Below are 13,662 nucleotides of genomic sequence, written 5' to 3' on the forward strand. Positions count from 1 at the left end.
TGCCAGATGAAATCAAAAATCGCGAAACATCTATTACAAATCAAAGCGGTCTCATTAAAACCAGACGAACCGTTTACATGGGCGAGCGGTATAAAATCACCGATCTATTGTGATAACCGCCTCACATTATCATATCCAGAAGTCAGACACGACATTGCGGAAGGTCTAAAAGATTTGATTCTCACTCATTTCAAGGGAGCAGAGGTTGTCGCGGGTACTGCAACAGCAGGCATTCCGCATGCGGCATTAGCAGCAGACCGCTTGAACATCCCGATGTGTTATGTCAGAAGTAAGCCGAAAGCACACGGCAAAGGAAATCAAATTGAAGGGGCCGTATCGAAAGGCCAAAAGGTTGTCGTCGTCGAAGACCTTATTTCCACAGGAGGCAGTGTGCTGGAAGTGGTTGCTGCTCTTCAAGCTGAGGGCTGCGAGGTACTAGGAGTTGCCGCAATCTTCACATACGGACTGCCAAAAGCAGCGGCCGCTTTTCAAGAAAAAAATATTCCGTATGTCACCCTGACAGACTATGACACATTGACAGACGTGGCACTTGAACTGAAAGCGATTGAGCCGTCTGCGATGAACAAACTAAAACGCTGGAGACAAGATCCGTCCTCTGAATCTTGGATGGAAGAAACGGTCTGAAAAGAAGAAAAAGGACTAGAATGAAGAGCATTTTAGCCTATCGTTAACAAAAGCTGTGCCTGCCCGCACGGCTTTTTTATTTGGGTAAAAATAGTAAAATAGACTCAAATTTTAATAAAAACTAATCCTATCAATAAAGTCGGGTTGACTTTTGTTTGAATTGTGTTAATATTTAAGACAAATTGAAACTCTTATCCAGAGAGGTGGAGGGACTGGCCCGATGAAACCCGGCAACCTGCGATTCGCAAGGTGCTACTTCCTGCAAAATGATTCTATTTTGAAAGATAAGGAAATCGTGAGCTTCCTCATCTTTCTTTCGGACTGAAAGAAAGTTTTTTTATTTTAACGGTGAGGAGGAAGAGGAGATGGAAGTGAAACAAAATCAGGATGAGGACTTAGTAAAGCATATGCAAGAACTGATTGGGGATATGAAATTCGGTTCAATTACGTTAATTGTTCAGGACGGTCAAGTGATTCAAGTGGAAAAAAACGAAAAAATTAGATTGAAGTAGTGCGGAAATTAGCAATATGAGCGGTACTCCGGAAGGGGAGAAATCATGTTAACTTATGAAAATTGGCAAGAGCCGTCCATTACATTTCAAGAGGATGATTTGTATAAAGGAGCCCTGTCTGTACTGAAATGGGCGTACGGTCATTATGGTGACCAGCTCGTGTATGCGTGCAGCTTTGGCATCGAGGGCATCGTTCTGATTGATCTGATTGCAAAAGTAAAAAAAGATGCGAGAATTGTCTTTTTAGATACAGGTCTGCATTTTAAGGAAACATACGACACAATTGATGCGGTAAAGGAAAGATACCCGGGTTTAGACATTGTATTGAAAACGCCTGAGCTGACGGTTGAACAGCAAAATGAGCAGCACGGTGATGAATTATGGAAAACAAATCCTCAAAGCTGCTGCCATATGCGTAAGGTCATTCCTTTGCAAGAAGCCCTCTCTGGTTATCCAGCATGGCTTTCCGGTTTAAGAAGAGAGCAGTCACCAAAACGAGCAGGGACGAATTTCTTAAATAAGGATGAAAAATTCAAATCAGTGAAAGTATGTCCGCTCATCCATTGGACGTGGAAGGACATATGGAGATATGCATCTAGAGAGGAACTTACTTATAATCCGCTGCATGACCAAGGATATCCAAGTATCGGCTGTGCACCGTGTACACAGCCAGCATTTACTGCAGATGATCTGCGTTCTGGCAGATGGTCAGGAACAGCAAAGACAGAGTGCGGATTACATGAGTAAGGGAGCATAATGTATGGAAATCGCCGCAATTTTATTTAGTCTATTCTTTGCTTTAAACATAGGCGCAAGCGGGGCAGCTGCTTCTATGGGCATTGCGTATGGATCAGGTGCCATTCAAAAGCCCATTTATGCACTCAGTTTTTGTGCAGTGGGGATTTTAGCAGGTTCAGTGATTGGCGGCGGCGAGGTCGTCAAAACGATCAGCTCTGGTATTATGCCAGAATCAGTCATTACACTTGAAATCGTTTGTATTATCATTGGTTCTGCTGCACTATCACTTTTCATAGCGAATCTCATGGCGATTCCTTTATCAACAAGTGAGGTCACAGTAGGGGCTGTGGTTGGTGTGGCAGTCGCGTATAAAGTATTGTTTGTGAAATCCATTTTAGTAATTGTGGCATTTTGGATCATCATCCCGCTTTTTGCCTTTCTTTTTACCTTTGCTGTCGTCAAAATCATCAGAATGTTCCCTAAACGGAAGCTGTCTAAAAAAGGCACAGCTATTTTATCTGTCGTATTAATCCTCAGCGGATTTTTAGAGGCATTTTCAGCCGGTATGAACAATGTGGCAAATGCCGTCGGCCCGCTCGTCGCTTCAGGCGTTTTGTCTGTTGGGCAGGGAATACTTTACGGCGGAATCTTCGTCGCAGCAGGGGCCCTCTTGCTAGGCAGAAGAGTGCTGGAAACAAACGGAAAGAAAATTACCCGCTATCAAACAGGCGAAGGGATTTTACTTTCGAGTACCGGTGCCGGGCTTGTCATCGTCAGCTCTATTTTTGGGCTGCCCGTTCCACTTACGCAAATCACCTCCTCGTCTATCATCGGGCTTGGAATGGCAAAAGGCGGGCCTAACATTTTTCACAAACATGTTGTGAAAAAAATGCTGAAAGTATGGGTGGTCTCACCTTTTTTATCACTCAGCCTCTCGTATTTGCTTGTGAGCCTTTTCTTAAAAGGAGACTATTACTCTATCTTTATCATGATGAGTGTACTGCTTGCCTCACTTGGTGCGCTGAGTCTGATGAAGGCAGTCAAAAATGAAAGCAGCTCTATTCATGAACAGGGCGGCGGGATTTAACCATAAATCCGACTATTAACATCTAATAAATATGAACATTGAGAGGAAGATGAACAAATGAGTTTAACACCACATGGTGGCGTATTAATTAATCGAGTAAATGAAGAATATGATCTCAGCACGGCTGCGAAGGAAATTGAACTAGATGCGATTTCCTTTGCAGACCTTGAACTCATTGCAATTGGCGGATATAGTCCAATTGAAGGGTTTTTAACAAAAGCTGATTATGAAGCAGTTGTAAGCAGTATGCGGCTAGCAAGTGGTGTCGTTTGGTCTCTTCCTATTACACTGCCAGTAACAAAAGAAAAGGCGGCGGAAATCCATCAAGGCGATATCGTGCGCTTATCCTACAATGGAACTGTATATGGGGTCATTGAAGTAGAGGATCAATACACACCAGATAAAGAAAAAGAAGCGGTGAATGTCTATAAAACAGATGACCGCAATCATCCAGGCGTGAAAAAATTATTTGAACGCGGCGATACTTACATTGGCGGAAAAATTACACTGACGAAACGCAGTGAAAAACCATTCCCTCAATTTACGTATGAGCCAGAAGAAACAAGACGTCATTTTAAAGATAACGGCTGGAAAACCATTGTTGGTTTCCAAACGAGAAACCCTGTTCATCGTGCTCATGAATATATTCAAAAAACAGCACTGGAAACAGTCGATGGTTTATTTTTAAATCCGCTTGTCGGTGAAACAAAATCTGACGACATCCCGGCAGATGTAAGAATGAAAAGCTATCAAGTATTATTGGACGGTTATTATCCAAAAGACCGCGTCTTTTTAGGTGTTTTTCCTGCTGCAATGCGTTATGCTGGACCAAAGGAAGCCATTTTTCATGCGCTAGTGCGGAAAAATTATGGCTGCACCCATTTTATTGTCGGAAGAGATCATGCAGGTGTTGGTGACTATTACGGCACATACGAGGCGCAGGAACTATTTGATCAATTTACAAGCGAAGAAATCGGCATTACCCCATTAAAATTTGAACACAGCTTCTACTGTAATACATGCGAAGCGATGGCCACACCAAAAACGTGTCCTCACGACAAAAGCGAGCATGTCATTCTTTCAGGTACAAAGGTTCGAACAATGCTGAGAAACGGTGAATTACCACCAAGCACGTTCAGCCGAAAAGAAGTCATTGAAACATTAATCGAAGGATTAAAAACGACGGTATCTTAACGGGAGGGTATGACATGAGCAACGAACATATTGTGTGGCATGATTCATCAATTACAAAAAAAGAATATCAGCAGAAAAACAATCATACGAGCGGCATTATCTGGCTTACAGGTCTAAGCGGGTCAGGTAAATCAACGATCGCGAATGCAGCTGCAAGAGAGCTGTTTGAACAAGGCTACCAAGTCACAGTTCTTGACGGCGATAACGTGCGGCACGGACTCAATAAAGATCTAGGGTTTTCAGATGATGACAGAAAAGAAAACATCCGCCGGATCGGAGAAGTAGCAAAACTATTTGTGGAGCAAGGGACGATTGTCATCACTGCTTTTATTTCTCCATTTCAAGAAGACCGCCACACTGTCAGACAGTTGGTCGAAGATGGGGAATTTCACGAAGTATTTGTCAAATGTGATCTGAATGTGTGTGAAGAGCGTGATCCAAAAGGGTTATATAAAAAGGCGAGAAACGGTGAAATTCCGTTTTTCACTGGAATCGATTCACCGTATGAAGAGCCTGCTGCGCCTGAGCTCGTATTAGATACAGGGGAATTATCCCGTGAGGAATCTAAACAGCGTCTTGTTGATTATGTAAAAGGAACAACGAAATAATCGCCTGATGGCAGGGGGAGAAAAGCAAGATGGGGAAAGTATACATTGTGGGTGCTGGACCCGGTGACCCAGATTTAATAACATTAAAGGCCCATAAGGCGATACAGCGGGCAGATGTCATCTTATATGATCGTCTTGTCAATCAAGAAATTCTCGCCCATGCCAAACCGGAGGCGGAATTGATTTATTGCGGCAAGCTGCCAAATCATCATACAATGAGACAGGAAGCCATCAATGAAGCGCTTGTGGCTCATGCAAAGGAAGGGAACGTTGTCGTTCGGCTGAAAGGCGGCGACCCCTTTGTCTTTGGCCGCGGCGGTGAAGAAATCGAATGCTTAGCTGAGCACGGGATTCCGTATGAGGTCGTCCCAGGAATTACTTCTGGGATTGCAGCGGCTGCTTATGCGGGCATCCCTGTGACACATCGTGAATTCAGCTCAAATGTTGCTTTTGTCACGGGTCACTATCAAAAGGATGAACATTTTGAAGAAAAGTGGGAGGCGCTGGCTACAGGGATTGATACTCTTGTGATTTACATGGGTGTCAAAAACGTGGAAAGAGTGCAGCGCCTGCTTTTGAAAAATGGACGGGACCCTGAAACACCCGCTGCATTTATACACTGGGGAACCACAACAAGGCAAAAGACAACGTGCTGCACGGTGGCGACACTGTCTGAAACCGTTAAAAAAGAAGGGATCGAGCATCCAAGTTTAATTGTTGTTGGAGATGTCGTTCATTTTCATCAAAAGCTGAACTGGTTTGAACCTGCATTCATCGAGAAATGAGAATGATAAAGAAAAGACACGTGCATACATCGTGTCTTTTCGTCTGATGAAAACAAGTGAGAGGGAGGAGCCCCATGAAACAAGCTGTCCTTTATGTTGGGCATGGAAGCAGGGTAAAAGAAGCACAAGATAAGGCCATTTCTTTTATGAAAAGCTGTATGCCGTTAGTGAAAGCAGATATACAAGAAATTTCTTTTTTAGAGCTGACGGACCCTTCTATAGAAGAAGGATTTGAGGCCTGTGTGAAAAAAGGAGCGACACACATTGCAATCGTCCCGCTCCTCCTTTTAACTGCCATGCATGCCAAATCGGATATCCCGGTCGAAATTGAGAAAGTGCATGCGCGTTTCCCGCAAGTGAAGGTCACATATGGAAAGCCAATCGGCGTGAATCAAGAAGTAACAAAAGCGGTTGCCGCAAGAATTGAAGAAGCAGGATATCAAGGCGAGCACGCGCGGATTCTTTTAATTGGCCGCGGGAGCTCTGATCCGGATGTGAAGCGAGATGTGTTTGGCATTGCAGACGATGTCCGAAATCTGCTTCCGCATGCAGAGGTTCTTCCGTGTTTTATTACAGCATGTGAGCCAAATTATCGAGATGTTCTCGCGCAGTTATCAGCAGATGACGATGGGCCTGTCTATCTCGTTCCTTACTTGCTGTTTACGGGGATTTTAATGAAAGAAATTGAAAGTGAAGCCGCTCAGGCGAGAAAGCGGCTGAAAGATGTCCGGGTATGCCGGTATATTGGCTTTCATCCGCATGTCAAATCGGCTTATATTGAACGCGTTCAAGAAACCATTTTAAACAAAGACGATGCGTTTCGTTTCCGAGGAGAAATCCATGCTTCCAGTCCATCTTGATTTAACCGATAAACAAGTGGTCATCGCCGGCGGCGGATCTGTCGCGTTAAGAAGAGCAAAGGCATTGTGTACGGAGTCTTGCCAGATAACCGTTGTGAGTCCTAATATTTCTGAAGAGATGGGACGCCTCATTGATACATATGCGCTCAATTGGAAGGAAAAGAAAGTAGACGCTGAAGATTTAAAGGATGCGTTTTTCATTGTTGCTGCTACAAACGACCCTTCGGTAAATGAATGGATTGCACAAACAGCACAGCCTCACCAGCTCGTGAATTGTGTGAGCCAATCTGAGCTCGGCAATGTGATGGTGCCGAAGGTTGTCAAAGCAGGAAAAGTGACGATTTCAGTTTCTACAAGCGGTGCAAGCCCCGCCCGGACAAAACAATTGGCTGCGGCAATTGAATCCTTGCTTGAAGAAGAGGATATTGACGCACTTGATGCCCTTTACATCGAAAGAAAAAAACGACAAAGAAAAAGCCGATAAAATCGGGGACTGACCCTCGATTTTATCGGCTTTTTATTTATTTTCTCAGCTTGAGCACAAGATCTTCGTCAGGCGTGACAAATAATGTTTGCTGCTGATCATACGTAACAAAGCCAGGCTTTGCTCCGTTTGGTTTTTTCACATGCCGGATTTTCGTATAATCGACAGGAACGGAGCCGGACTCTTTTGCCTTCGAGAAGTAGGCGGCAATTTGAGCCGCTTCAAGCAGAGTTTGTTCATCAGGTGCTTGGTGGCGGATGACGACATGTGATCCAGGAATATCCTTTGTATGCAGCCAAATATCATCACGAGCAGCTGCCTTTGTAGTCAAATACTCGTTTTGTTTGTTGTTTTTTCCGACTAAAATTGGTATGCCTTGGGACGATTCATACGTTTCGAGCTGAATGGCCGCCGGTTTTTTCTTTTTGGCGTGGCGCTTTTGTTTGGCGCGCAAATATTTTCCTTCAACAAGCTCTTCTCTCATTTCCTCTAAATCCTTCGGTGAAGCAGAGGACAGCTGCTGAATCAGCTCTTCAAAATAAGCAATTTCTTCATGTGTCCGCTTAATTTGTTCATTTACAGCTTCTACAGCATTTTTTGCCTTTTGATATTTTGTGAAATATGCCTGTGCATTTTCAGAAGGGGTTTTATTTGTTTTGAGCGGGATCGTGATTTCTCCGCCGTCTTCATCGTAATAATTGATGACAGTCGCTTCTTTATCCCCTTTTTTAATCGCATATAAATTGGCTGTTAACAGCTCACCATAGAGCTGATATTTGTGTGCATCTTGGGATTCTTCAAGTGTTCTTTTTAGCTTTTTCAGCTTGTTTTCATTTTTCTTTTTTTCATTGACGACAAATCGTTCAAGGTCTGCCGCCTGCTGTTTGACTCTGTCTCTCTCAGCTTTTCCGAAATAAAAGCGGTCAAGCAGCTGGCTAAGTGAGTCGAATGTCTTCATCTCGCCATGGACATGCTGAAGCTCTAATAAATAAAAATACTCTTTCCCGTCTTTTCTTGTGAGCTGCGGCGTAAAAGAATGCATGCGAATGAGCTGGAACATGTCGAGCAGTGTATTTGGAATTGTTTCTTGATTGGCAAGGCCGGCCCGGTGTACTGCTTCCTTTGCAAACAGCGGGGAAACCCCAGAGAAGGTATCGACAATTTGATTCGCGATCTTTCCTTCTTGAAAGCGTAAATGCTTCAAAATATCATCCTTTGTCACGTCAAAAGGATTCAATTTTTGCTGCGCAGGCGGCAGAAGGTATTCATGACCAGGAAGCACCGTTCGATAGCTGTTCACAGATGGAGAAAGGTGTTTTAAACCATCAATGATCTGCTGCGTTCCATCCTCTACAAGAATCAAATTACTATGACGTCCCATGATTTCAATGTAAAGCTTACGCGTCTGTTCATCACCGATTTCATTTCGGCTTCTCACATGAAGCACGATCACCCGGTCAAACCCAATCTGTTCAAAACGTTCAATAAAGCCGCCCTCAAGATGCTTTCTGAGCAGCATACAAAACATCGGCGGCTCGCTTGGATTGTCGTATTGATGCTCTGTGAGCTGCACTCTCGCATAGCTCGGGTGAGCCGATAAAAGCAGCTTGTGATTTTTCCCGTTTGCCCGAATATGAAAAATCAGCTCGTGTTTATATGGCTGATGGATTTTTGAAATCCTCCCGCCAGTTAAAGTCTCTTGCAATTCATTTGTCATACCATATGTAAAAATGCCGTCAAATGACATGTTGGATACACCCTCTTCTTTCACACAAATCTACTGAAAGAACTTCCATTTTCTCGTTCTTTAGGCAGTCTTATTATTATAGCATGATTTAGGACGAGTCTGAATAAACTGGCTTATAGAACACTGCATATGAGAGAGAACAAAAGAGGAGTGGACGAGGTCAAATGAATTGGCATGAACTGAACCAAACCGATTTATTAAAAACAATGAATACATCGATAGGTGACGGACTGTCAGAAAAAGATGTACAAAAGCGGCTTGAAAAACACGGGCCAAATGAATTGCAGGAAGGAAAAAAGGCGTCGGCTCTGATCATTTTTTTAGCACAGTTTAAAGATTTCATGGTGTTAATCTTGCTTGCAGCAACAATCATTTCTGCCTTTTTAGGAGAATACATTGATGCTGTTGCGATTGTAGCCATTGTTTTGATTAATGGTGTACTCGGTTTTTATCAAGAACGCCGGGCGGAGAAATCCCTTCAAGCGTTAAAAGAATTATCAACTCCGCACGTGTATGCAAGAAGAAATAATGAATGGGTCAAGATCCCGTCTAAACATCTCGTGCCAGGGGATATTGTGAAATTTTCAAGCGGAGACCGGATTGGGGCAGATATTAGATTACTAGAAACAAAGAGCTTAGAAATCGAGGAGTCCGCTCTCACTGGTGAGTCCATCCCAGCGGTCAAACACGCAAGTCCGCTTTCAAGCGACCATGTCTCTCTCGGAGATTTGACGAACATGGCCTTTATGGGGACGCTTGTTACTAGAGGCAGCGGCGTAGGGGTTGTCATTGGTACAGGAATGAATACGGCGATGGGACAAATTGCCGGCATGCTGGATGCAGCAGGTAATATGGAAACACCGCTGCAAAGACGTCTCGAGCAGCTTGGGAAAATTCTGATTGTGGCTGCTTTATTTTTAACGGTGCTCGTTGTTGTTCTCGGGGTTGTGCAAGGACATGAATTGTATCATATGTTCCTAGCGGGAGTATCTCTTGCTGTTGCTGCGATTCCAGAAGGCCTGCCGGCGATCGTCACTGTTGCACTTTCCCTAGGGGTGCAGCGGATGATCAAACAAAAATCGATTGTCAGAAAGCTCCCAGCGGTGGAAACACTCGGCTGCGCGTCAATCATTTGCTCTGATAAAACAGGAACGATGACGCAAAATAAAATGACCGTGACCCATGTGTGGGCAGAGGGGAAAACGTGGAATATTTCTGGCACAGGCTACGAGCCATCCGGTGACTTTACCTTGAACGGAGAAATCGTCCATGCTGACAAGCACCCAAGCCTGCAAAAGGTGTTATTATACGGGGCGCTGTGTAATACATCGACCATCGTTGAAAAAGACGGGGAGATGAGGCTTGATGGAGATCCGACAGAGGGGGCGCTTCTCACCGCAGCACGTAAAGCGGGTTTTACAGAGCAATTCATCGAAGCTGGATTTCATGTCATTGAGGAGTTTCCTTTTGACTCAGAAAGAAAGATGATGTCAGTCGTCGTTGAAACGAATCAAAAAGAGCGGTATGTCATTGCAAAAGGTGCGCCGGATGTACTAATGAACCGTTCAAGTCATATCATGCACGGCGGGCGCACAGCTTCTTTTTCAGCCACTCACAGGCAAGAAACAGAAGCTGCGATTCAAGGCTTAGCAAGACAGGCGCTTAGAACCATTGCCATTGCCTATAAAAAAGTCGGTCTGACAGAAAAAATCACCTCTGTAAAGCAGGCTGAAACCGATTTAACATTGATCGGGTTAGAGGGCATGATCGATCCACCGCGTCCTGAAGTCAGACGAGCGATTAAAGAGTGCCGGGATGCCGGGATTAAAACGGTCATGATTACAGGCGACCACGTAGAAACGGCCAAAGCGATCGCCAAAGACTTGAGCCTTTTACCGAAGCAAGGACAGGTGCTTGACGGGAAGGCGCTTGATCAGATGAGCGACAAAGAGCTTGAGCAAACGGCTGAAAATGTATACGTCTTTGCCCGGGTTTCCCCTGAGCATAAACTGAGAATTGTCAAAGCCTATCAAAAAAATGGTCATGTTGTGGCGATGACAGGTGACGGGGTCAATGATGCGCCTGCCATTAAACAAGCAGATATCGGCATCTCCATGGGCATCACTGGAACAGACGTAGCCAAAGAAGCGTCTTCTCTTATTTTACTTGACGACAACTTTGCGACCATTAAATCCGCCATTAAAGAAGGCCGGAATATTTATGAAAACATTCGTAAGTTTGTCCGTTATTTGCTGGCATCAAATGTCGGAGAAATTTTGGTCATGCTGTTTGCGATGCTCCTCGCGCTGCCGCTTCCGCTCGTTCCTATACAAATCTTATGGGTAAACCTTGTCACAGATGGTCTGCCGGCTATGGCACTTGGCATGGATAAGCCAGAAGGCGATGTCATGAAGAGAAAGCCGCGGAATGTGAAAGAGGGCATTTTTGCTAGAGGGCTTGGCTGGAAGGTCATCTCAAGAGGATTCCTCATCGGGCTTGCGACCCTTTTGGCATTTATATTTGTGTATCACCGCGATCCAAACAACCTGCAATATGCACAGACTGTCGCATTTAGTACGCTTGTTTTGGCGCAGCTCATTCATGTATTTGACTGCCGCAGTGAACGGTCCATTTTTGAACGTAATCCATTTGGGAACCTTTATTTGATCGGTGCGGTTTTGTCATCACTTTTACTCATGTTTGTGGTCATTTATTACCCGCCGCTTCAGCCGATTTTCAAAACGGTGGCGGTTGCACCAATTGATTGGCTGCTGATCATTGGGATGTCTGCACTGCCAACTTTTTTACTGGCAGGATCACTTTTGACAAGAAAAAAATAATTGATTATGGTATAATTTTGAGGTAATAGTGTCTGCTATTACCTTTTTCATTTTATTAATATGAAAGAATTGGGTGTTTTGACATGATACGCAGTATGACGGGATTCGGCCAAGCGAGTAAAACGGATGGAGAACTGACAGTGTCAGTTGAGCTAAAATCGGTCAATCACCGTTTTAAAGAGGTTCATGCCCGTTTGCCGAGGCCGCTTTTATATTTCGAAGATACATTAAAAAAAATCATTCTTCGTCACGTGCAGCGCGGTAGAATTGAGCTGTTTGTCACGATTGAAGGCGGTAAACTAGCAAGCCGGTCCTTACAGATCGACTGGCCGCTGCTTGATGAATACATGAAAGCCGCAAAAGACCTCGAAGAACGCTATCACATTTCAGGCATTCAGCATGCACATGACTTATTGGGGCTGGAGCTTGCCGTTCAGGTGGAAGAGTCAGCCAGCCGAAATGAACAGTTAGAGCAGCTGCTGATGGAAGCTTGCGAGGCTGCTGTCAAGGAGCTTTGCTTCATGAGAGAGCAAGAGGGCGCATCACTTCAAAAAGACTGTGAACTGAGGCTTTCTGAACTAGAGGCCTATACAGAAGAAATCAAAGTCTTTGCACCAGAGGTTGTGAGTCAGTACAAAGAACGATTGAATCAGCGATTGCAAGAATGGATCGGAGAGGCGCTTGACGAGAGCAGACTAACGACAGAGGCAGCCATTTTTGCTGACCGGTGTGACATTACAGAAGAGATTACGAGACTGAAAAGTCATTTTCAGCAGTTTCAGCAAATCTTGCTGCAAGGCGGTGCTGCCGGCCGAAAACTTGACTTCCTTGTACAGGAGCTCAACCGTGAAGTGAACACCATTGGATCAAAAGCGAACCATCACCATTTAACAAAGCTGGTGGTTGAAATGAAAAGTGCTATTGAAAAAATAAAAGAACAAGTGCAAAATATAGAATAGTCATTGTGTATGCTGTTTACAGTGCGTCTCTTTCGGCGAGACTAGAGACGTTTATATTACAGGGGGACGAAAGAAGATGACCATAAAGTTGATCAATATCGGATTTGGAAACATCATTTCAGCGAATCGGATGATTTCGATCGTCAGTCCGGAATCAGCACCGATTAAACGAATGATACAAGACGCAAGAGATCGAGGCATGCTCATAGATGCTACATACGGAAGAAGAACCCGTGCTGTTGTCATTATGGACAGTGACCATGTCATCTTATCTGCCGTTCAGCCTGAGACTGTCGCGCAAAGACTTTCTGTAAAAGAAGAAATCATAGATGAAGGGCAGGGGTAATACGCCATTATGAAAGAAAGAGGACTTTTAATCGTTCTCTCTGGACCTTCGGGAGTTGGAAAAGGAACGGTCAGACAAGCCATTTTCTCCCAGGAAGATACGAAATTTGAATACTCTATTTCTGTGACGACACGCAAACCGCGTGAAGGTGAAAGAAATGGTGTCGATTATTTCTTTAAAACCAGGGAAGAATTTGAACATATGATTGAAAACAAAAAGCTGTTAGAATGGGCAGAGTATGTCGGGAATTACTACGGCACGCCTGTTGACTATGTAGAACAGACATTAAGCGAAGGAAAAGATGTTTTCCTTGAAATTGAAGTGCAAGGTGCACTTCAAGTAAGAGAAGCATTCCCGGAAGGTCTTTTTATTTTCCTTGCACCGCCTAGTCTTTCAGAACTTCAAAACCGTATCATTACTCGCGGTACAGAATCTGAGGAGCTCATTCGAAACCGAATGGCTGCTGCGAAAGAAGAAATTGAAATGATGGATGCTTACGACTATGTCGTTGAAAACGATGATGTCGAGCTTGCTTGTGAAAGAATCAAAGCGATCGTCCTTGCAGAACACCTGCGCAGAGACAGAGTCGCACCAAGATATAAAAAAATGCTGGGGGTAGAATAAACCATGTTAGATCCTTCAATTGACTCATTGATGAACAAACTTGATTCAAAATATACACTTGTAACAGTGTCGGCACGCCGTGCACGTGAAATGCAGATCCATCAAGATCAGCAGATTGAAAACACAAAGTCTTACAAATTCGTAGGCAAAGCACTAGAAGAAATTGACGCTGGTCTTTTGACATTTGAAAAAGAGGATCAAGAATAACACATCGCTTCTGCAATGCAGATACG

General features: G+C 44.1%; 15 protein-coding genes and 1 riboswitch. Of the genes, 14 read left to right on the forward strand and 1 reads right to left on the reverse strand.

The genetic code is table 11. The features are described 5' to 3' along the window. Window positions 1-6 precede the first annotated feature (6 nt). The 9 genes from pyrE (at window position 7) to NSQ25_RS07515 (ending at window position 6,913) form a co-directional block, all read left to right on the forward strand. Window positions 7-645, forward strand: coding sequence for an orotate phosphoribosyltransferase (gene pyrE / locus NSQ25_RS07475; protein ID WP_024424225.1), 639 nt, complete (start codon window positions 7-9; stop codon window positions 643-645). Window positions 646-833: 188 nt separating this feature from the next. Next, window positions 834-936, forward strand: a riboswitch (SAM riboswitch). A gap of 74 nt (window positions 937-1,010) precedes the next feature. Next, window positions 1,011-1,157, forward strand: coding sequence for a YezD family protein (locus tag NSQ25_RS07480; RefSeq protein ID WP_073205135.1), 147 nt, complete (start codon window positions 1,011-1,013; stop codon window positions 1,155-1,157). A gap of 45 nt (window positions 1,158-1,202) precedes the next feature. Next, complete coding sequence (locus NSQ25_RS07485; RefSeq protein ID WP_024426945.1) at window positions 1,203-1,904, forward strand: phosphoadenylyl-sulfate reductase; 702 nt, start codon at window positions 1,203-1,205, stop codon at window positions 1,902-1,904. A 13-nt stretch (window positions 1,905-1,917) separates the two neighbouring features. After that, a complete protein-coding gene (locus tag NSQ25_RS07490; protein ID WP_065214337.1) occupies window positions 1,918-2,982 on the forward strand; it encodes an inorganic phosphate transporter in 1,065 nt (354 codons plus the stop codon). A 57-nt stretch (window positions 2,983-3,039) separates the two neighbouring features. Continuing rightward, on the forward strand, window positions 3,040-4,176 hold the full coding sequence (sat, locus tag NSQ25_RS07495) for a sulfate adenylyltransferase (protein ID WP_024426947.1): 1,137 nt from the start codon (window positions 3,040-3,042) through the stop codon (window positions 4,174-4,176). 14 nt (window positions 4,177-4,190) lie between these two features. After that, complete coding sequence (gene cysC / locus NSQ25_RS07500; RefSeq protein ID WP_034281722.1) at window positions 4,191-4,784, forward strand: adenylyl-sulfate kinase; 594 nt, start codon at window positions 4,191-4,193, stop codon at window positions 4,782-4,784. Between the two features lie 29 nt (window positions 4,785-4,813). Beyond that, window positions 4,814-5,569, forward strand: a complete 756-nt coding sequence (gene cobA, locus NSQ25_RS07505) for a uroporphyrinogen-III C-methyltransferase (protein ID WP_214755221.1) — start codon at window positions 4,814-4,816, stop codon at window positions 5,567-5,569. 74 nt (window positions 5,570-5,643) lie between these two features. Beyond that, window positions 5,644-6,429: a sirohydrochlorin chelatase gene (locus tag NSQ25_RS07510; protein WP_214755220.1), complete on the forward strand. Its 786-nt coding sequence runs from the start codon at window positions 5,644-5,646 to the stop codon at window positions 6,427-6,429. Further along, window positions 6,410-6,913, forward strand: coding sequence for a bifunctional precorrin-2 dehydrogenase/sirohydrochlorin ferrochelatase (locus NSQ25_RS07515; RefSeq protein ID WP_070325799.1), 504 nt, complete (start codon window positions 6,410-6,412; stop codon window positions 6,911-6,913). The genes NSQ25_RS07510 and NSQ25_RS07515 overlap by 20 nt, the downstream gene beginning before the upstream one ends. 37 nt (window positions 6,914-6,950) lie before the next feature. On the opposite strand, the gene NSQ25_RS07520 is transcribed toward NSQ25_RS07515, so the two are convergent. Next, window positions 6,951-8,660 carry an NFACT RNA binding domain-containing protein gene (locus NSQ25_RS07520; RefSeq protein WP_034281729.1) on the reverse strand — a complete coding sequence of 570 codons (1,710 nt, stop codon included), beginning with the start codon at window positions 8,658-8,660 and terminating at the stop codon, window positions 6,951-6,953. A gap of 164 nt (window positions 8,661-8,824) precedes the next feature. Here NSQ25_RS07520 and NSQ25_RS07525 point away from each other — a divergent pair, with 164 nt between their 5' ends. From NSQ25_RS07525 to rpoZ, 5 genes are all read left to right on the forward strand, one after another. After that, window positions 8,825-11,500 carry a calcium-translocating P-type ATPase, SERCA-type gene (locus NSQ25_RS07525; protein WP_326136462.1) on the forward strand — a complete coding sequence of 892 codons (2,676 nt, stop codon included), beginning with the start codon at window positions 8,825-8,827 and terminating at the stop codon, window positions 11,498-11,500. Between the two features lie 83 nt (window positions 11,501-11,583). Then, window positions 11,584-12,459, forward strand: coding sequence for a YicC/YloC family endoribonuclease (locus NSQ25_RS07530; protein ID WP_034281735.1), 876 nt, complete (start codon window positions 11,584-11,586; stop codon window positions 12,457-12,459). 76 nt (window positions 12,460-12,535) lie between these two features. After that, complete coding sequence (gene remA / locus NSQ25_RS07535; protein ID WP_008344898.1) at window positions 12,536-12,805, forward strand: extracellular matrix/biofilm regulator RemA; 270 nt, start codon at window positions 12,536-12,538, stop codon at window positions 12,803-12,805. Window positions 12,806-12,814: 9 nt separating this feature from the next. Beyond that, window positions 12,815-13,429 carry a guanylate kinase gene (gene gmk / locus NSQ25_RS07540; RefSeq protein ID WP_024424214.1) on the forward strand — a complete coding sequence of 205 codons (615 nt, stop codon included), beginning with the start codon at window positions 12,815-12,817 and terminating at the stop codon, window positions 13,427-13,429. Between the two features lie 3 nt (window positions 13,430-13,432). Continuing rightward, window positions 13,433-13,636, forward strand: coding sequence for a DNA-directed RNA polymerase subunit omega (gene rpoZ / locus NSQ25_RS07545; RefSeq protein WP_003211647.1), 204 nt, complete (start codon window positions 13,433-13,435; stop codon window positions 13,634-13,636). Window positions 13,637-13,662: the final 26 nt, after the last annotated feature.

The sequence above is a fragment of the Bacillus sp. FSL R5-0512 genome (genome assembly GCF_038593295.1).
Taxonomy (GTDB): domain Bacteria; phylum Bacillota; class Bacilli; order Bacillales; family Bacillaceae; genus Bacillus; species Bacillus safensis.